The following is a 17,969-nucleotide window of genomic DNA, read 5'->3' as shown; positions in this document are numbered from 1 at the left end:
TGCTGCGGGATGGGGCCGGCCCGTATGCTCGTCGGGTGTTTCCACACAGCCTCGGCCCAAAGCCGACGTTCAATAGAATCTCAAAGTGGAAATAACAACGGCACTCCGAGCCTCTGAGTTAGGCCTCGCGGCCAACCAAATCCCATGCCCTGGCCCCCAGAATACCAACGCGCTTCCGTCGATTTCGAGAAATTCATGCTGGCTGCCCGCGATCACGCTGGCCTCGCGACAACGAACATGGCGTGGAACATGGTAGAAGGCGTTCTCCATGCCTTCCGTCGTAGGCTTACTCTTGAGCAAGCTCTTCGCTTTGCGGATCAGTTGCCACCTGCGGTACGAGGCCTCTTCATCGAAGGCTGGAGACCTGGCAATCAAGTTTGCACCGTCGGCACTCGGACCGAGATGCTGGACGAAGTCCGATCACTGCGAAGCGAACACAACTTCTCCCCGGACAACGCCATTGAATCCGTTGGCTTCGCACTATTCGCCGTGCTCCCTTCGGATGCCTTCGCTCGTGCGTTGGACGCTCTGCCGCTCGAACTGCGCGAGCTTTGGAGCGGAGTTGGTACGTCCGCTTGGAATCTGCCGGCTTCGTCGCGCGAGGCCTAACCATCTGCTCGACCGGACAGCTTGCGGCATTCTGGCTTTGGGCTCATTCCATTCTCGCCCAAACTCGGCCCACCACAAACTGCCGGTTAGCTCAAACGTTGGGCGTCCGCTTTAAGCCGCCCCACTGGCCGCTCTTGGCCGTTATACGTCGCTGGCGTCGAGGAGATACACCTTTGAGCCGACGGGCAGGCTCTCTTTCTTCACCGAGCGGGGAACGGAAAAGGGTGCGTGATTCATGGGCCGTCCGCGGTTGATCATCTCAAAACCCTGGATGCTTGTTCGAGTCTCCTCGCCAGCGGGCGCAATGATGAGAAGTTGCGCGCAACGCTTCACATTCTGTCCAAGCTGATACGGCACGCCTGGCACCAGCACGCAACCTCGACCGCCAATATCAAAAACGTCTTCGATCTCGAATAGAAGCTGCATATAGGTGTTGCCAGTCAGTCTGTTGGATAGCACAGCTGAACTTCCGCTTCTGGCCGAGGCTGTGTGAAAACGCGCGTGGGGCCCTCGGTTTGACGATCCGCTCAGAAATGGACAGCTCAGATCGCCCTACAACGCAAGATATCGATACGAGCAATGGTTGCAGTACCCCTGCAAGAGTCGTTTATCGACGTTTTCACACAGCCTCGGCCGATCACGGAAGTCTAGTCCACCGCCCCAACGGTTCCTCAGCGTTGGTTTAGCCGGCCATCTACTGCCATCCGCTCGCGGTGCCGAACTCGGTGTCAACGGCGCCGAACCGGATGTCCAGGAAAGCCGAAATACGCACCTGTCCCTTACCCCATTTCAGACAGGCTCTGCCCCAGCGCCTCCGACAAGAACTCTGCCGTCGCCCGCACCCGCGCCGTGCGCTGCAGGTCGGGGTGCATCACCAGCCAGACTTCATGGTCGTTGGCGCGCCGCCGCTCGGGCCAGATACGTACCAGGCCTTCACGCTCGCCCAGATGGACCGGCATCTCGCCCAGGCCGATGCCTGCGGCCACCGCCTTGCGCACCAACAGGCCGGAGTTGACCGCCATGGCGATGCGGGCCTGGCGGGCTGGCACCTGGGCCGCCGTGGGGAACGGCCGCTGCTCCAGGGTTGGGCCGTAGGCCACCAGGTGGTGGCCGCGCAGTTCGTCGTCAGGCACGGGCATGCCAAAGCGCTCCAGATACCCCGCGCTGGCAAACAGCCCCACCGACCACGAGGCCACGCGCCGCACCACCAGGTCGGGTGCATCGGGGCGCACGTTGCGAAAGGCGATGTCGGCCTGCCGGCGGCTCAGGCTGAGCACCTGGGTGGACACCTCCAGGTCCACGCGGATGCCGGGCCAGCGCTGCTGCAGCCGTTCGATGGCGGGCAGCAGAAATTCGATGGCGATCGAGTCCGAACTGGTCACCCGCACGAGCCCGGCATGGCTTTCATCCTGTCCCTCGATACGGGTGCGCAGGTCCAGTGCCGCGGCCTCCATGCGCCGCGCAGCGCCCAGCGCCGCCTCGCCCGCCGCGGTGAGCAGGTAGCCGCCCTTGGCGCGCAGGAACAGGGTGGCACCCAGCTCGGCCTCCAGCGCCTGCAGGCGCCGGCCCACCGTGGCCTGGTCCACGCCCAGGCTGCGCGCTGCGGCACGCAGCGAGGGCGAGCGGGTCAGTGCGAGAAAGATGCGCGTGTCGTCCCAGTTCATGCGATGCAATTTTGCATCAATAGACAGCAAAAACGCTGCATTTGACAGGCGCGTTTGCGCCCTAAGCTGTAGGCCATCACTGAACAAGACCAAAGGAAACCCACCATGCAAGCCATCGTCTTCGACCAGTTCGGCGGCCCCGAAGTCCTCGTGGCCCGCGAAGTTGCCCGCCCTGAAGTGCGCCCGCACGACCTGCTGGTGCACAACGCCGCCATCGGCGTGAACCGCGCCGACCTGTCGCACCGCAAGGGCGCCTATGGCCGCGCGTACTTCGGCGACTCGGACCTGATGGGCCTGGAGGTCGCCGGCACCGTGGCCGAGGTGGGCCCCGAGGTGCAGGGCTTTGCAGTGGGTGACCGCGTGATGGGCATCGTCGGCGGCGGCGCGTATGCGGAGTATTCGCGCATCGACCACCGCATGGCCATGCATGTGCCGCAGAACCTGTCTCTGCAGCAGGCCGGCGCCGTGGCCGAGGTCTTCGTCACCGCGCACGAGGCCATGTTCCACCTGGCACGGCTGCAGGCCGGCGAGTCGGTGCTGATCCACGCGGCGGCGGGTGGTGTGGGCTCGGCAGCCGTGCAGTTGGCCCATGCCGCCGGGGCGCGCGTGTTCGCCACCGCCAGCGCCGACAAGCGCGACGCCGTGCTGGGCGTGGGCGCCGATGTGTTCATCGACTACCGCAGCGAAGACTTCCAGGCCGTGGTCGCGGAGCACACGGGCGGCAAGGGCGTGGACGTGGTGATCGACTTCATCGGCGGCCCCTACCTTGAACGCAACGTGCGCTCGCTGGCCGTGGGGGGGCGCATGACGGTGGTGGGGCTGCTGGGCGGCGCCACCGAGGGCGCACAGTTGCCCATCGACGTGCTGCTCTACCGCCACCTGCAGATCTACGGCACGGTGATGAAGTCGCGCCCGCCCGAGGTCAAGCAGGCCATGACGCAGCGCTTTGCACAGCGCTGGATGGGCGCGCTGGCCGATGGAACGCTGCGGCCCGTGATCGACAGCACGTATCCGCTGGCGGATGCGGCCGAGGCGCACCGGCGCATGGAGACGGGGCTGAGTGTGGGGAAGATTCTGCTGGTGCCCGAGCGGACTGCGCAAGGAGCTTCAACAGGTTACTGAACCGGTGCACCGATGCACCGACACCAGCCGCCACACCCAAGAACACAAGCGTCGAATTCGGCCCGGCCATGAACGGCTGGATCCTGTGAGTCCGCGTCAAGCACTCCGAACCTTGCCCCTGGCCTGCGCAACAGCGCCCTGCAATGCCGCGTTGGGCGTGAACGCGCCTTCCAGCGCACTGGCAAACGCCGCGAAGTCGCGCTGGGACAAGGTGATGCGCGACTCGCGCTCCAGCAGTTGCTGGGCCTTTTCCGTGGCCGCAGCGCGCACGAAGCCGGCCATGCTCGTGCCCATCAGGGCGGCTGCCTTGGCGATGACAGCCTTCTCATCAGCATTCATCCTGAGGTTGACGCGGGCAGCGTGCGGCATGGCAGGGCTCTTCACAAATACAGCGTTCTACCGTATCCGTTAATTTGCCGGGAGGCAAGCGCCCCCTCGCTTCACCCTACCTCATCACCAACCCACCATCGACAAACAGCACCTGCCCGGTCATGAACCCGCTCCAGTCCGAAGCCAGGAAGAGCACCGGCCCGGCGATGTCTTCGGGCCGGGCGATGCGCCGCAGCGGCGTGGCCGCCATCAGCGATTCGCGAAACGACTCCTTCGTGGATTCGCTGGCCTGCGTGGGGTAGACGAGGCCGGGCGCCACGCAGTTCACGCGGATGCCCAGGGGCCCGAGCTCGGTGGCCAGGTTGCGGCTGAAGGCCACCAGCGAGGCCTTGGCCGTGGTGTAGTCGTGGTAGGCCACAACCGGGTGTTCGACCAGGTTGCTGGCGATGTTGACGATGGCGCCCTGCGCCCGCTGCTTGAACAGCGGCAGCACCGCGCGGCACACATTGAAGGCACCGCCCACCGCACCGTCGAACTGTGCCTGGTAGTCGCTCCACTCCAGGTCGTCGAACAGCGTGCGGCGCTGCGGGTCAAAGGCATAGGGCCGAAAGGCGTTGTTCACCACGATGTCGATGGGGCCGAGCTCGCGCACCACCGCATCCACCATGGCCTGCACCGCAGGCGCCGACCCCACATCGGCCTTGGCGGCCCAGGCATCGCCACCGGCGGCCCGGCAGGCTGCGACAACCTCGGCCGCAGCCGCGTCATTGCTCAGGTGGTTGATGGCCACCGTCGCCCCCTCCTGTGCGAACGCCGTCGCTATCGCGGCACCGATGCCGCGGCTGGCCCCGGTGACCAGCACCACCTTGCCCTGGAACTTCATGGCCTGATCCACTTATGCCCCTGGCAACAGGCTGGTGTCGACCACGTCGGCCACCTTGATCTGGCGCTGCACCAGGCCCAGCGCGCGGTAGGCATCGGCGGCCTTCTGCAGGGAGTCGAGGTTGAAGGTGCCCAGCTTCACGGCAGCAGAGGGGATCGACGATATGTTGCGCAGGCGGATCACCTCCAGGTTGATGTCGCGCTGGGTGCCATCAATGGCGTACTTGACGGCCAGGGTCGCGGCCTCCTCGGGGTTGGCGATCATCCACGCCGCGCTGTCGCGGTAGCCCTTGAGAAAGGCGCGCAGCAGCTCCTTCTTTTGCGGCAGGGTCTCATCGCGCACCACGAACAGGTCGCTCGACACATTCAGGTAGTCGCGCACCTGCATCACGTTGACCTCGCCGATGCCCTTGCGCTGCCCCACCACCAGGCCGGTGTCGGTGGCGGCCGTGGCGTCGACCTGGCCCTGCAGCAGCGGTGCGAAGTTGAGCAGGCCGGTCACGACGATGGTCACGTCCGACTCCTTGAGCCCCGCCTGGTGCAGCATCACCAGCAGGTTCTGGCGCGTGCCGCTGGCCAGGCTGTACACGCCGATCTTCTTGCCCTTCAAGTCCGCCGGCTTGTGGATGTTGGCGGACTTGAGCGAGACCACGTTGAACACGTTCTGCGGGTAGATGTCGTAGATGGCGGTGAGTTTTTCACCCTTGTCCAGCGCCGTGAAGAAGGAGCCGGGGTCGGTGAACGCCACATCGGCCTGGCCGCTGAGCATGTTGCGAATGGCATCGCCCCCGCCGGCGCCGGGCGCGTAGCCCAGCTCGACGCCCTGGGCCTTGAAGAAGCCCTTGTCGGGCTCGACCAGCAGGTTGGTGATTTCGCTGATGGGCTTGCTCCAGCCGCCGACGGTGATCTTGCCCTTGGACTGCGCCATGGCCAGGCCGGCGAACGGCAAGGCGGCCAGGCCCGCAGAGGCGCCGAGCACGGTGCGGCGGGAGATGGGCAGGGAGTATGCGGAGGTGTTCATGGCAATCAAGGGTTGTCGAGGTAAGGGGTCAGAAGCCGGCGCTCCAGCAGCAGCGTGGCCTGGTAGAGCACCAGCCCGATGAGGGCGATGAGGACAAGTGCGGCGAACATCAGGGCGGTGTCCATCATTCCCTGCGAGGCGATGACCACGGCGCCCAGACCCTGGCTGGCGCCGATGAATTCGCCGACGACGGCGCCCACCAGCGCCAGCACCACGGCCATGCGCAGGCCGGCCAGAATGGAGGGCAGCCCCACCGGCAGCTTGAGCCGCAGCAGCGTCTGCCAGCGCGTGGCGCCCAGCATGCGAAATAACTGCAGCCGCTGCGGGTCCACATGCTTGAGGCCCGTCAGCGTGTTCTCCATCAGCGGAAAAAAGCAGATCAGCCCCGTGATCAGCGCCGTGGGCGCGATGCCAAAGCCGAACCACAGCACGAACAGGGGCGCCAGCGCCAGCTTGGGCACCACCTGGCTGACCACCACGTAGGGCCTGAACACGCGTTCGAGCAGGGTCGATTCGGCCAGGGCCATGCCCATCAGCAGGCCGGCCACACCGCCACCCACCAGCCCCAGCACAAGCGCCGACACCGTGGCCCGGATGTGGGGCCAGAAATAGCCGGTAGCCACCCCGTTCCACAGCGCGGCGCCCACGGACGAAGGCGCGGGCAGCACCAGCGCCGACAGCCCAGAGCGGCGCACGGCCAGCTCCCACGCCGCCAGCAGGATGAGCAGCAGCGCACCGGAAATGAGCCGCGCTTGCAACGCCGTCAGCTTCATGCGGCGACCCCGTCCATGCTTCTTCGCACCCACCCGCACAAGCGGTTGAACGGCACCTCGTCGCGCATGGCCTGCTGGCGCGGGCCCGGCAGGTCGATGCGGATGTCGTCCACGATGCGGCCGGCATGCATCACGGCGATGCGGTCGCCCAGGTACACCGCCTCGTTGATGTCGTGCGTGACGAACAGCACCGTGGTGCCGCGCTGGCGGCAAGTGTGCAGCAGGTCGTCCTGCAGCTCGGCGCGGGTGATGGCGTCGAGTGCGGCAAAGGGCTCGTCGAGCAGCAGCAGCGCGGGCTCCAGCACCAGCGCGCGTGCCAGCGCCACGCGGCTTTGCTGCCCGCCGGACAAATGCCGCGGGTAGTGCTGCGCATGCGCGGCCAGGCCCAGTTGGTCGAGCAGCGCCGTGGCGCGCTCCACATCGCCCGCCCCCGGGCGGCGCTGCAGCGACACGGGCAGCAGCACGTTGTCGATGACGCGCTGCCAGTCGAGCAGGGTCGGCGCCTGGAACATGAAGCCCAGCTGCGGCCCGGGCGCCAGCAGCTCCTGGCCCTGCAGCAGCACGCGGCCCGACTGCGGGCGCAGCAGGCCCGCGGCCAGCTGCAGCAGCGTGGTCTTGCCACAGCCGCTGCGGCCCACCAGGCAATGGAACTCGCCGGCCTGCATGTGCCAGTCGATGCCGTCCACCACGGGCGGCCGGCCCGGGTAGGTGAAGACCAGCTGGTCCATCGAAAGAAAGGTCATGGCCGGCCTTCAGTCTGCATAAGGGGCAAACGGCTCGGCAGCCAGCTCGGCGGACTGCTCGATCTCGGTCATGCGCACCAGGTCGAGCAGGTTGAAGCGGCCATCGTGGTGCCAGCCGGCCTCGGGCGCGCTCATGGCACCGATGGCGCTGATGCGGGTGACACCCACCGCGCCCAGCAGCCCGGCCAGCCGGAACAGCTCGGCCGGCGCAGCCGCCACCCCGGCAGTCTGCAGAAAGCGGCTGTGCGGCGCCACCAGGGGCACCACATCGTCGAGCGCATCCACGTCCACCACCTGGATGGTGCGCTGCATCGCGGTGGGGGCAAAGGGCTGCAGCGTGTCGCTGCAGGCCACGCTCCAGCCGGCCTGGGGCGAGCCGATCAGTGGATCGGCACAGTCCGTTGCCGAGGCAGACAGCGCCTTCCATTCCACGCCCTGCTGCCACTTGGCTACGGCGGAGGAATCCTCCACCTCCAGCGGCCGGCGCGGAAAGCGCCGCTGCAGGTTGGCCAGCTCGCCCGCCAGGTAGCCGGCAAAGGCACGCGGCGACACCGCCCCGCCCCGCTGCACATAAAAGACATGCGGCGAATAGCAGCCCTGCTGGTCGTAGCGCATCACATCCCACGCGGCCAGCCGCGCGATGGAGGGCGCCTTCAGCGTATCGAGCGCGGTGGCGCTGACCACGCCAAAGCCCAGCTTGTGCCCGTGGGGCAAGAACCGCGTGGTGACCGGCAGGCGCCGCCGGATCGCGTCCAGCGCCTCGTTGCCGCCATAGGCCAGCACCGTGTCGGCCTGGGCGTAGAGGGCCGAGGCCCCGTCATCGCCCGCGCCGCGCCACCAGACCACAGCAAAACAATCGGCAATCGGCGGATGCACCTCGGCCAGCAGGCGCGCGAACCAGCCCGCGAACAGGGGCTCGGCGCTGGGCAGCTTGCCGATGTTGCCGGCCTTGACCAGCAGGCCGCAGACCAGGCTCCACAGCGCCAGCGCGGGCACGTTGCCGGCCCAGTTGTGCACCAGCAGGTCGGGGCCGAAGGCGCGCACCGCGCCGCCCTTGGGCGTGGGCTGAAAACCGTCGAGCACCTTGGGGTTGGAAAAATCCTCCGCCACAAAGCGGTGCAACTGCGCTGCGCGAAAGGTCTTGAAAAAACCCGTCAGGCCCAGTCGCACCATGTCGCTGTCGTAGCCGCTGACCAAGGGCAGATACGCCTCGGCCTGCTGGCGGTAGGGGTTGCTGCGGTCCAGCAGGCGGGTGATGGCCTGGTCGACCACAGCAATGATCTCCGACACCGCCATGGTCTTCAGGTGCAAAGCGCTCGCCTGCCGCACGCGCGCTGCGAGCGCATCCATCTGCGCGGCAGACAGCACCGGCACCTCGACTTCGAGCGCCTGGTCGCCCTGCGCAAACGGCAGCACCTGCCAGTCGACCTCGGCGGCATCAAGCCCCGGCAGGTAGCCTGCCCGGATACGCGCAGTGGTCATGCCGCAGTGGCCCGCACAAACTCCTCGACCGCGAGCGAGCAACCCTTGGCCTCCACGCCCTCCGCGCGGCCCAGCAGCAAGAAGCCGCCCTCGGCATCCAGGCCCACGTCCTCCGTGAGGATGGTGGTGACCGAGTTGAAGTTGGCCAGGTCGCAGTGCACCAGGATGCCGCGCTCGCCTGCAGGCACCGTGCGCCCCGTGACCGGGTCGACCAGGCGCGAACGGATCCAGTGCGGCCCCGACTTGACAGACGGCACCTGTGCATTGCCATCGTCATAGAACTGCGTGCTCAGCTCCGTCATGCCATACATGTTGATGCAGTGCGTGCGCTGCACGCCTAGCGCCTGCGACAGCTCGGTGTAGAAGGCATCCAGCGGCAGCTCGCGCGACTGCCCCTTGTAGCCGCCGGTGTCCAGGATACGGCTGCCCGGCGGCAGCTTGAAGGCCCGGCCCTGCTGGCGCAGGGCGTCGATCACGTGCACGAAGCTGAAGCTGGCGCCCAGCAGCGCATAGGGCTCGCCGCTGCGCTCCGCAGACTCCAGTGCCGCCCACAGCCCGTCAAGGTCCATGCCCTGCGGCGTGACGAAGGTCTGGCTGGCGCTGCTGGTGCCAAAGGCCGACTTGGCCAGGTCCAGATAGTGCGCCAGCGACGAATTGGGCATCGCCACCTCGTCCGGGAACAGGATGCCCATGGGCATGCGCTCGGTGCCGCGCATGAAGCGCTGCGCGAAGTTGCGGGTCATCGACAGGTCGTACACATCGAGCAGCGGGTGAAAGTGCTGCCCGCGCGTGCTGCCGCCGCGCGTGGTGCCGCTGGTCATGAAGATGCGGTCGGTATCGGCCGGTGCCTCGCAGCGCAGCGGCAGGGCCTTGAAGGCATCGATGGGCACGGCAGGGATGTCCGCCCACGATTTGACGCTGCGCACGTTGACACCGCGCAGCCGGCAAAAACTCTGGAACGGCTGGTTGGCGGCAAACTGGTGCGCGAACAGGCGCAGCGCCATCTCGTCGAACTGCTCGTCCGTGCAACCATCCATCGCGATGAATTCGAGCAGGTCTGCCACCAGCGGAGTGACCTTGTGCATGAGCGAGCGTCCTTGTGTTGTCTTTGACAGGATGCTCCGAGGTCACCCGGCACATCGACGGCACTGCGCAGCAAAATGCGCCCGCATCGGGAGGGGTGAAAGCTCTTCTTCCGCCGGAATTACCCGGTTCAAGTTCTCGGGTGTGGATCTCAGCACTTGCGTGCACCCCGGAGCGATGGCGCGATTTTAACCTGCTGCAGCCCAATCGGGCCATGCGGCCCGGCAAGCCCCATGCGCCCTGCCCCAGCACCGGCGTATTCTTGCAGCGCAGCATGTTTTTTTGCGCACCCTGTCGATTCCCGGTGGCCCGCTTCGTCGTGAAGGCAGGACCATCAACCAAGCTGCAAAAGGATTCCGCCATGAAATACCTCGGCCTTGCCTACTTCACCCCCGAGAAATTCGCCGCCATGGCGCCCGCCGACGTGCAGGCCCTGGTGAGCCAGTGCCCCGCCCTGGACGAGAAGATGCGTGCCACGGGCAAGGTGCTGGTGTCCGCGTCGCTGGGCGACACCGAGCACTGGGTCAGCCTGCGCCCACGCGGCGGCAAGGCGCAGATCAGCGACGGGCCCTTTACCGAGTCCAAGGAGATGGTGGGCGGGCTCTTCATCATCGAGGCGGACAGCCGCGAAGAGGCAGTGCGTCTGGCGGCGATGCATCCGGCGGCCACCTTGGGCGAGGCCGGCGGCTGGGGCGTCGAGCTGATTCCCATGGATTTCTTCCTGGCCGCCACCTGAGCCTGCCCCCCGGGGTGGGCCGGCGCATGCCGGGCACCCCACCTCAGCGCCCGCATGCCGGGTACCGCCCCACGGCCCCCGCCTGGGTGCGAGGGGCTGCGAGATAACACCCCATCCGCCGCGTCTTTGCCTATGATGTCTGGACAACCGCTCCAGAGGGCGCCATGAACATCGACACGACGTCTTTGATTCAGGACATGGGAATCAATGCCGGGCTGCTGTCGTTTCTGGCGGCGCTGTACAGCATCGTCATCAGCGGCCAGCGCCACCCCGACCCGGCCGTGGTGCACAAGCGGCGCAGATGGCTGCCCTGGGTCACGGGGCTCATGTTCGGCGTCACCGGCATCCTGACCATGCTCGTGCCCCTGCGCCTGGCCGAGGGCGTGATCGTCGACACCCGGCTGGTGATGACCGGGCTTGCCGGGGCCTACCTGTCGCCCTTGAGCGCCTTGCTGTGCGCGGCGGTGCTGGGCGCCTACCGGCTCAGCCTGGGCGGCATCGGCAGTGGCCCCGCCATGGTCGGCATTGCGCTGACCACCGCCATCGGCTGGCTCTGGCAGCGCCACCGGCCGTTCTTCTCCACCCTGCGCCTTGGCAGCACCTTGTCCGATGGGCTCTGGCTGGTGGGGCTTGGCTTCAGCCTTGCCGCAGGCGGCATGCTGGCCATACAGACCTTGCCGCCAGACATCGCACGGGCGGTCACCGCGCGGTCGTGGCTGGCCGTGCTGGTGGTCTACCCCATCGGCACCGTTCTGCTGGGTTTTCTGCTGGACAACACGCAGAAGCTGAACCAGCGCGAAGAGGCCCTGGCACGGACGGCCGAGACCTTGAAAAACATGCTCGCCGAAGCGCGCCAGGCCGCCAGCGTGTTCGTCAACAGCAAGGACACCATCGCCATCGTGCAGCCAGACGGCACCGTGCTGGATGTCAACCCGGCGTACAGCCATGTGCTTGGCTATTCGCGCGAAGAGCTGATCGGCAAATCATCTGCCGTTCTGCGCATCGACGAGGACGGGCAGGCCGCATTTTTGCGCCGGGTGGCGCACGCCATTGAGCGCGGGGGCCGATGGCACGGCGAGCTGATCCGGCGCCGCAAAAATGGCGAAGACTTTGTCTCGGAAGTCACCATCGAAGGCATCCGGGACCCCGATGGTGTGGTGCGCAAGTGGGTCTCCATCGGCAAGGACGTGACCGAGCAACGGCACTTGGAGCAGGTGCTGCAGCAGTTTGGCAACTACGACGCCCTCACAGGCCTCTCAAGCCGGCGCCTGTTCACCAAAGAGCTCAATGCCAGCTTGCAGCATGGCGCGCAGACCCACAGCGTGCTGGCCCTGTGCCTGCTGGACATCGACCAGTTCAAGGACCTCAACGACCAGTGGGGCCAGCCCATGGCGGACCGCTTTCTTCGGGTCTTTGCACAGCGCCTCAGAAAAGAGGCGGGTACCGAGAGCCTCATCGGGCGCGTTGGAGGCGATGAATTCGCCGTCGTGCTGAAGAACTGCGCGCACACCGATGCCGCACTGCAGCAGCTGGAAGGCTTGCGCCTGGCACTTGCGCAGACCGCAACGCTCGATGGCATCGCCCTGCGCCTGACCTGCAGCGCAGGGGTCACCTTCTTCCCCGACGACCTGGCCGACGCCGACGGCCTGCTGCGCCACGCGGACCTGGCCCTGTACGCCGCCAAGGAGCAGGGCAAAGACCGCATCGTGGTGTTCGACGTTCAGCAAGGCCAGAGGGTGCAAGCGCGCAGGCACACCGCCAAGCTGGTCGAAGACGCATTGCTGCAAGGTGAAATGGAGCTGTTCTTTCAGCCCAAGGTCCGCATCTCTGACGGCCAGGTCATCGGTGCAGAGTGCCTGATCCGGTGGCACCACCCCGAACGGGGGCTGTTGGCGCCGGGCGCTTTCCTGGAAGACATCGTGGGCACCCCGGTGGCCAACAAGCTGGACTACTGGGTGCTGGACGCCGCCTTCCAGGCCGGGCACACCCTGGCATCCCAGGGCAACCCGCTGCCGCTGAGCATCAACATCACCGTATCCACCCTCATCGACAGCCGCTTTCAGCTGCAAGCCGCCCAACTGCTCAGGCAATACCCCGCCCTGCCCTCGCAGTTTCTGGAGGTCGAACTGCTGGAAACCGAAACCTTCAACGACCTGTCTGCCGTGGCCTATGTCATGCAGGGCCTGAGCGAGCTGGGCATCCGGTGCTCCATCGATGATTTCGGCACGGGCTACTCCTCGCTCACCTACCTGCAGCGCCTGCCCGCCCACACCGTGAAGATCGACCAGTCCTTTGTGCGGGACATGCTGGACAACGAGCGCGACCGCACCCTGGTGCGCGGCATCGTCAGCCTCGCCCACGCCTTCAACCGAAGCGTGATCGCCGAAGGCGTGGAAACCCTGGCGCACGCCCAGGCCCTGCGCGACCTGGGGTGCGATGGCCTGCAGGGCTATGGCATTGCCAGGCCCATGCCGCTGCAGGATCTGATGGGGTGGATGCGGGCGTGGGAGCCGCCGCCTGAGGTGGGTGGGCTCGGCCGCCAATCGCGTTGATGGGCATTCCGAATGAAGCAGGTTTTGTCTTGCTCTGCCTGCAACAGCCACGCTGCGATGCATGAACGGGCGCGATCAAGGCCAGTGCCCCCGTGCAAGGGCCGCCAAGCCGCGCAGGCGGCGCTGCGCTTGCGTGCACTGGGGGCGTCCCCCACCCGCATTGCGCAGCAATGCGAGAGAGGGGTGAAGGCGCGAAGCGACTCAGGGGGTGCTTCACTTCACGCTGATACCAGCCTGATCAGCGTGATCTCCGACGGCGCCCCCAGCCGCATCGGCGGCCCCCAATAGCCGGTGCCGCGGCTCACATAGACCCACATCGTCTGCAGCCGGTGCAGCCCTGCCACGAAGGGGTTCTGCAGCGGCACGAACAGATTCCACGGCCAGAACTGCCCGCCATGCGTGTGGCCCGACAACTGCAGCAAGAACCCCGCTTGCGCAGCGGCCGGTGCACTGCGCGGCTGGTGCGCCAGCAGCACGCGGGTCAGGGCCTCGGGCGGCGCGCCCACCAGTGCGCGTTGCGGATCGCTGGCATGGCTGGCATCGAAGTGCCCGGCCGTGAAGTCGGTCACGCCGCCCAGCACCAACGCATCGCCATCGCCCTGCCCCGCAGCCGGCCGCAGCACCGCATGCTCGTTGAGCAACACGCGCAGGCCCAGCCGGCGCAGTTCGGCAATCCACGGGAGCGCGCCGGCGTAGTACTCGTGGTTGCCCGTCACCACAAAGCTGCCGTGGCGCGCCTCCAGGTCGGCCAGCGGCGCAATGTGCTCGCGCAGCTCGGCCACGCTGCCGTCCACCAGGTCGCCCGTGATGGCGATGGCATCGGCCTTCAGCGCATTCACACGGTTTACGATGCGCGCGATGTAGCCGCGCCGGATGGTGGGCCCCACATGCAGATCGCTGAGCTGCACGATGGTGAAGCCATGCAGCGCCGCAGGCAGCCCGGCCAACGCCACATCCACCCGCCGCACGCCAGCGGTACGGCGCGCGTTCCAGAAACCGAGCAGAGATGCCAGCGTGGCAAGCACCACCACCGCTGCCGCACTATCGGCCCGTGCCGAACCGCCCTCCTGCAGCCAGCCACCGGCCCACGCCCCGGCCAGCACCAGGTCCCGCAGCAGCGTCAGCAAGAAGAGCGACGAGAACCAGCCCATGGCCAGCAGGCCCAGCCAGGTCCACGCGGGGTGCGCGGCGCCACGGCGGCCGGAGCGGTGCTGGAACGGCATCGGCAACGCAATGGCCGAGACCAGCAACGCCACCGCCAGCACAGGCCCGGCACCCGGCCATGCAGACAGCGCCCCCACCAGGCGCAGGCCGATGTACAGGTGCAGAAGGGTTGTCAGGATGGTCAGCGGGCGCAGCGGCATGGCGGGCAGGGGTGGCGCGGCGGGGCCGCAGAAGTGGGTAGATGCGGGCGCACCACCGAAATATCCAGCCCTGTCGCAGTGGATGCGCTTTTGCTTGATCAATACTCGACATGTGGAAGCACGACCGCTGGCCATGACCACCCTGCGCCCCTGCAAGGGCAAGCAGCAGATCGGCGACAGTCCCTAAACCGAGGCCAAGGAAATCGTGGGCAGCCTGTTCTTCATTGAGGCGAAGAACCGTGAGAAGGCGGTGCGGCTGGCGGCGATGCACCCTGCTGCCACGTTGGGTGAAGCAGGTGGGTGGGGTGTGGAGTTGATTCCGATTGATTTCTTCCTGTGATGAGATGGATCCGGCACGGCATGAGTCGATGCAGCCAGAAGGACACTGTTGTATTTGTAAGGTGTTGCCGCGATGACGCGAGTGACAATGAAGATCAGGACGCTCTGTCGTCTCGACCGCTGGAGTAGCGACATTCCCTTTGTGAACGGTAAGAACTCTGACCTGATCTGTACCAGTAAACATAACCAATCCGGGTTTCTGATGAGATACCATTCACAAGGAATTCCCTGCACTTAATCCAATGCCCACATCATCCTTCTCTTGGCTTCATCTCACCGATTTTCATTTCGGCCTTGATGGGCAAAAAATTCTATGGCCGAATTTGCGCCAGCCGTTCCTTGATGATCTGGCAGCGTTGCATGAAAAAACTGGCCCTTGGGATGCGGTGTTCTTTACCGGCGACTTGGTTCAACAGGGGATGCCGGATGAGTTCAATCTCATGCAGAAGGAAGTCTTAAACAGGCTGTGGGAAAAGCTTGCCGAACTCGGCTCTGGCAATGCCAAGCTGCTGGCCGTACCCGGCAATCATGACTTATGTCGCCCCAATCCAAAATCTGACAACGCTGCCTTGGACAAGCTATTGGAGAAGAATGGATTCGACGACATCGCTGCGAAGTTTTGGGGCAACCCAGCAGGTGGTTATCGCCGTGTCATCAACGGCGCATTCACCGCCTATACCGAATGGTGGGAAGCTGCACCGCATCGCCCCAAGGATTTAACCACTGGAGAACTTCCTGGCGATTTTGCCTACACCCTAGAATGCGGCGAGCAGCGCATTGGGATCGTCGGGCTGAACACAGCTTTCCTGCAATTGCAGGGCGGCGACTACAAGGGCAAGCTGGTCTGGAACACGCAGCAATTGCACAAAGTGTGCGGCGGCGCCGTGGACGACTGGTTGCAGCACCATTCGCTTTGCTTGTTGCTGACCCACCAAGGTCCGGACTGGCTAACGCCTGCAGCGCAAAGACACGGCGAAAGCGAAATTTCACCTGCTGGGCGCTTCGCACTGCATCTGTTTGGGCACATGCACGAAACGGGCATCAAGTACGTTCGCACGGGTGGAAACCCCAACGCGAGCCGCTTATGCCAAGGCTGTTCAGTGTTCGGCATGGAAAAGGTTGGTGAGTCTCTGGAGCTAACACGCAGCCACGGCTACGCCGCCGGCAAGATTGAATTCATGCAGGACAAGGCTATCTTCAGAGTCTGGCCCCGCGTCGCCACCAACAAGACCGGCCCTTGGCGTTTTATTCCCGACTACAACAGTAGCCACCTGGAAGACGACCATGGCACCACAGCGGAAATCCTGACCGTTCGTCAGCTGAAAACCAACACATTTACTACCCCCAACTCAGAACTCGTTACGCCGACGATACCAACGGAACCAGCCAAACGTAACTTGAAACTATATGGACGTGAAGCACTGTTACAAGACGCGGCGAAAAAATTACGGAACCACTCATTCCTTCTGATTTATGGCATGCGCGGCAACGGAAAAACTGAGTTGATCAAAGCGCTAGCAGGTGAAGCCCCGCTACAAGGCAAAGAGCTTGCGCACATCGTTGTTGACTCCACAACAAACCCTGACAATTTATTCCGCCAAGTTGCCAGTTTACTGGGCGACACCGCCGAGATCTCCAGGGCACCACAAGGAGATGCAGCGGCTATCGCAACTGAAATTAGACGCCGCTACCCAACCCCCCGTTCTGCTTGGATCTGGTTGGATCACGCCCATCATTTGTTGGACACCGGTGGATTTCGCAGTGCTGATATACGCCATCTGCTGACGGGTTTGCAAGCGGCATTGGGCACGCAATGGAATTGGATTTTAGAACTGCGCGAGCGTCCCCCGCAGGGCTTGCTAGGTAGTATTGCAGCATCGTGCGAAATACCCGGTCTTGACAAGGATAGTCTGCGTGCATGTCTGGTCGATGCGGCGCCGGACGGTCGAACCGCCGAATGGAGCTACAGCGGTGATCAACTCAAACGCATTTACGGCTGGCTGGGCGGAGGTCATGGAAAACAGGCCCACCCGCAAGCCATCCAGCTTTTGATCGAAGTGGCACGGGGGCGCAGGGAAACACCCCGCAATGTTCTTGAGCGTCATATCGGGGAGTTCGAGCAAAGGGTCGAAAATGTACTGATGAACGATCTCTACCATAATGTGTTGGACGCCACCGAACGGCACCTGATACAAGCTCTGGCGCTGTATCGCAAGGTGATTCCGCACGATCACTTGGAAATACTCGAGGAGCGCCTGGAAGTTCCTGGTGCATGGGATGGACTTGACCGTCGATGTTTGCTTTCTTCCAGCTCCGACCATTCACAGTTCTATCTGCACAGCTTTATCGCTGCCTGGCTACGCACTCGCCAACTTGGCTATGCCGGTCACGGCGAAGAAGGTGACACCGAGTTTGCTAAGGCTACCAATGAGGTCAAGAGGCAAGAGGTACGCCGCCTACATTCGGCTATTGCGACATGTTGGCTAGACCAACTGGGGACTAGCCGCAGAGCCACGAACCTCAACATCGAGCGTGCAATGGAAGCATTCCACCATCTGATAGCCGCAGGTGACGGTGACCGCGTGCAGAGTATCGCTGTGGAGCTGATCACAGGGAATCTGGAATGGGCGAGGCAGAGAATGAAGGCGCTGGGCGACTACCTCCATAAGACAAGAGCGCCCAATGCCGAACTGCTCAAGGTACTTGAATATCGGGCTGTGCTCGACCCTGACGATCATGCGGTGCAACGCTTTCTTGGCGAATGCTGGGCAAGAGAAGAAGGAAACGGAAGCACCAAGGCACTCAAGTGTTTTGAGGCGGCTTGCAGCTTGCGTCGTGATTTTCCTCAATACTGGGCCAACCTCGGTCGCACCTTGCTGGCGCAAGGGAATGCTGGCGCACTAGATTTTCTTCAACGGTTGGAAGTGCTGGAAAAAGATTCTCCGCAGGCCATAAACGACCATGTGCATTCCATCCAAGCAGACTGCCTCAAATTAGTGGCCCTCCCCGCGCAAGCAACCGCCCTGCGCATGGCGAAAATCAGCGCGGGCAGCCGCAATCCTACATTCTACAACAACGAAGCCAAGGTGCGACTAGATGCAGACGATACGGAAGGAGCGCTGGAGATACTCGATCTAGCGGAGCGGAACCACGCAGACAGTGAGTACACGCAATCAATTCGCGCCAGCGCATTGCAGAAAACCAACCCCGCGCAAGCCGCGTCCCTGCGCATGGCGAAAATCAGCAAGGGCAGTCGCCATGCTGCGTTC

Annotated in this window: 16 protein-coding genes and 1 riboswitch; of the genes, 6 read left to right on the top strand and 10 right to left on the bottom strand. The window is 64.6% G+C overall.

The genetic code is table 11. The annotated features are described in order from the left end of the window. The first annotated feature begins 144 nt into the window (after positions 1 to 144). A complete protein-coding gene (locus ASE31_RS31340; protein WP_082604429.1) occupies positions 145 to 609 on the top strand; it encodes a DUF2267 domain-containing protein in 465 nt (154 codons plus the stop codon). A gap of 141 nt (positions 610 to 750) precedes the next feature. Here ASE31_RS31340 and ASE31_RS29360 read toward each other — a convergent pair whose 3' ends face one another. Further along, positions 751 to 1,035 carry a hypothetical protein gene (locus tag ASE31_RS29360; protein ID WP_057206573.1) on the bottom strand — a complete coding sequence of 95 codons (285 nt, stop codon included), beginning with the start codon at positions 1,033 to 1,035 and terminating at the stop codon, positions 751 to 753. A gap of 353 nt (positions 1,036 to 1,388) precedes the next feature. Next, complete coding sequence (locus tag ASE31_RS29355; protein ID WP_057206571.1) at positions 1,389 to 2,273, bottom strand: LysR family transcriptional regulator; 885 nt, start codon at positions 2,271 to 2,273, stop codon at positions 1,389 to 1,391. 105 nt (positions 2,274 to 2,378) lie between these two features. On the opposite strand from ASE31_RS29355, the gene ASE31_RS29350 reads away from it, so the two are divergent. Beyond that, the gene (locus tag ASE31_RS29350; RefSeq protein ID WP_057206569.1) at positions 2,379 to 3,395 is read left to right on the top strand and encodes an NAD(P)H-quinone oxidoreductase; all 1,017 of its coding nucleotides are present in this window, start codon (positions 2,379 to 2,381) and stop codon (positions 3,393 to 3,395) included. 96 nt (positions 3,396 to 3,491) lie between these two features. On the opposite strand, the gene ASE31_RS29345 is transcribed toward ASE31_RS29350, so the two are convergent. The 7 genes from ASE31_RS29345 to ASE31_RS29315 all read right to left on the bottom strand — a co-directional run bounded on the left by ASE31_RS29345 (position 3,492) and on the right by ASE31_RS29315 (position 9,711). Further along, positions 3,492 to 3,764, bottom strand: a complete 273-nt coding sequence (locus tag ASE31_RS29345; RefSeq protein ID WP_082604428.1) for a DUF1778 domain-containing protein — start codon at positions 3,762 to 3,764, stop codon at positions 3,492 to 3,494. 76 nt (positions 3,765 to 3,840) lie between these two features. Next, positions 3,841 to 4,608, bottom strand: coding sequence for an SDR family oxidoreductase (locus ASE31_RS29340; RefSeq protein WP_057206565.1), 768 nt, complete (start codon positions 4,606 to 4,608; stop codon positions 3,841 to 3,843). A 12-nt stretch (positions 4,609 to 4,620) separates the two neighbouring features. Further along, positions 4,621 to 5,628 (bottom strand): ABC transporter substrate-binding protein, encoded by a 1,008-nt coding sequence (locus ASE31_RS29335; RefSeq protein ID WP_057206581.1) that lies wholly within the window; start codon positions 5,626 to 5,628, stop codon positions 4,621 to 4,623. A 5-nt stretch (positions 5,629 to 5,633) separates the two neighbouring features. Further along, positions 5,634 to 6,401, bottom strand: coding sequence for an ABC transporter permease (locus tag ASE31_RS29330; RefSeq protein ID WP_057206563.1), 768 nt, complete (start codon positions 6,399 to 6,401; stop codon positions 5,634 to 5,636). Then, complete coding sequence (locus tag ASE31_RS29325; protein ID WP_057206561.1) at positions 6,398 to 7,144, bottom strand: ABC transporter ATP-binding protein; 747 nt, start codon at positions 7,142 to 7,144, stop codon at positions 6,398 to 6,400. Before ASE31_RS29325 ends, ASE31_RS29330 begins: the two co-directional genes overlap by 4 nt. A gap of 9 nt (positions 7,145 to 7,153) precedes the next feature. Continuing rightward, a complete protein-coding gene (locus ASE31_RS29320; RefSeq protein WP_057206559.1) occupies positions 7,154 to 8,626 on the bottom strand; it encodes an acyl-CoA reductase in 1,473 nt (490 codons plus the stop codon). Then, entirely contained in the window at positions 8,623 to 9,711 is a 1,089-nt protein-coding gene (locus ASE31_RS29315) for a long-chain-fatty-acid--CoA ligase (protein WP_057206557.1), read from the bottom strand. The genes ASE31_RS29320 and ASE31_RS29315 overlap by 4 nt, the downstream gene beginning before the upstream one ends. Before the next feature lie 88 nt (positions 9,712 to 9,799). Continuing rightward, positions 9,800 to 9,891, bottom strand: a riboswitch (TPP riboswitch). A 179-nt stretch (positions 9,892 to 10,070) separates the two neighbouring features. On the opposite strand from ASE31_RS29315, the gene ASE31_RS29310 reads away from it, so the two are divergent. Together ASE31_RS29310 and ASE31_RS29305 are read left to right on the top strand one after the other, a co-directional pair. Beyond that, positions 10,071 to 10,445, top strand: coding sequence for a YciI family protein (locus tag ASE31_RS29310; RefSeq protein ID WP_057206579.1), 375 nt, complete (start codon positions 10,071 to 10,073; stop codon positions 10,443 to 10,445). Positions 10,446 to 10,609: 164 nt separating this feature from the next. Then, positions 10,610 to 12,997: an EAL domain-containing protein gene (locus tag ASE31_RS29305; protein WP_082604427.1), complete on the top strand. Its 2,388-nt coding sequence runs from the start codon at positions 10,610 to 10,612 to the stop codon at positions 12,995 to 12,997. A 218-nt stretch (positions 12,998 to 13,215) separates the two neighbouring features. Here the strand turns inward: ASE31_RS29305 and ASE31_RS29300 are convergent, their stop codons facing one another. Beyond that, on the bottom strand, positions 13,216 to 14,361 hold the full coding sequence (locus ASE31_RS29300) for a metallophosphoesterase (RefSeq protein ID WP_057206577.1): 1,146 nt from the start codon (positions 14,359 to 14,361) through the stop codon (positions 13,216 to 13,218). A 205-nt stretch (positions 14,362 to 14,566) separates the two neighbouring features. On the opposite strand from ASE31_RS29300, the gene ASE31_RS32910 reads away from it, so the two are divergent. Continuing rightward, positions 14,567 to 14,701, top strand: a complete 135-nt coding sequence (locus ASE31_RS32910; protein WP_369819506.1) for a hypothetical protein — start codon at positions 14,567 to 14,569, stop codon at positions 14,699 to 14,701. A 241-nt stretch (positions 14,702 to 14,942) separates the two neighbouring features. After that, a partial coding sequence (locus ASE31_RS31335) for a metallophosphoesterase (protein ID WP_200961181.1) occupies positions 14,943 to 17,969 on the top strand: 3,027 nt, incomplete at its 3' end.

The sequence above is a fragment of the Acidovorax sp. Root217 genome, from assembly GCF_001428645.1.
Taxonomy (GTDB): domain Bacteria; phylum Pseudomonadota; class Gammaproteobacteria; order Burkholderiales; family Burkholderiaceae_C; genus Acidovorax.
This window is presented reverse-complemented; position numbering and strand designations above follow the sequence as displayed.

What these genes read in the sequence shown, in the direction of transcription:
- ASE31_RS31340 (WP_082604429.1), top strand. Translation starts at nt 145, where the DNA reads ATGCCCTGGCCCCCAGAATACCAACGCGCTTCCGTCGATTTCGAGAAA.
- ASE31_RS29360 (WP_057206573.1), bottom strand. Translation starts at nt 1,035, where the DNA reads ATGCAGCTTCTATTCGAGATCGAAGACGTTTTTGATATTGGCGGTCGA.
- ASE31_RS29355 (WP_057206571.1), bottom strand. Translation starts at nt 2,273, where the DNA reads ATGAACTGGGACGACACGCGCATCTTTCTCGCACTGACCCGCTCGCCC.
- ASE31_RS29350 (WP_057206569.1), top strand. Translation starts at nt 2,379, where the DNA reads ATGCAAGCCATCGTCTTCGACCAGTTCGGCGGCCCCGAAGTCCTCGTG.
- ASE31_RS29345 (WP_082604428.1), bottom strand. Translation starts at nt 3,764, where the DNA reads ATGCCGCACGCTGCCCGCGTCAACCTCAGGATGAATGCTGATGAGAAG.
- ASE31_RS29340 (WP_057206565.1), bottom strand. Translation starts at nt 4,608, where the DNA reads ATGAAGTTCCAGGGCAAGGTGGTGCTGGTCACCGGGGCCAGCCGCGGC.
- ASE31_RS29335 (WP_057206581.1), bottom strand. Translation starts at nt 5,628, where the DNA reads ATGAACACCTCCGCATACTCCCTGCCCATCTCCCGCCGCACCGTGCTC.
- ASE31_RS29330 (WP_057206563.1), bottom strand. Translation starts at nt 6,401, where the DNA reads ATGAAGCTGACGGCGTTGCAAGCGCGGCTCATTTCCGGTGCGCTGCTG.
- ASE31_RS29325 (WP_057206561.1), bottom strand. Translation starts at nt 7,144, where the DNA reads ATGACCTTTCTTTCGATGGACCAGCTGGTCTTCACCTACCCGGGCCGG.
- ASE31_RS29320 (WP_057206559.1), bottom strand. Translation starts at nt 8,626, where the DNA reads ATGACCACTGCGCGTATCCGGGCAGGCTACCTGCCGGGGCTTGATGCC.
- ASE31_RS29315 (WP_057206557.1), bottom strand. Translation starts at nt 9,711, where the DNA reads ATGCACAAGGTCACTCCGCTGGTGGCAGACCTGCTCGAATTCATCGCG.
- ASE31_RS29310 (WP_057206579.1), top strand. Translation starts at nt 10,071, where the DNA reads ATGAAATACCTCGGCCTTGCCTACTTCACCCCCGAGAAATTCGCCGCC.
- ASE31_RS29305 (WP_082604427.1), top strand. Translation starts at nt 10,610, where the DNA reads ATGAACATCGACACGACGTCTTTGATTCAGGACATGGGAATCAATGCC.
- ASE31_RS29300 (WP_057206577.1), bottom strand. Translation starts at nt 14,361, where the DNA reads ATGCCGCTGCGCCCGCTGACCATCCTGACAACCCTTCTGCACCTGTAC.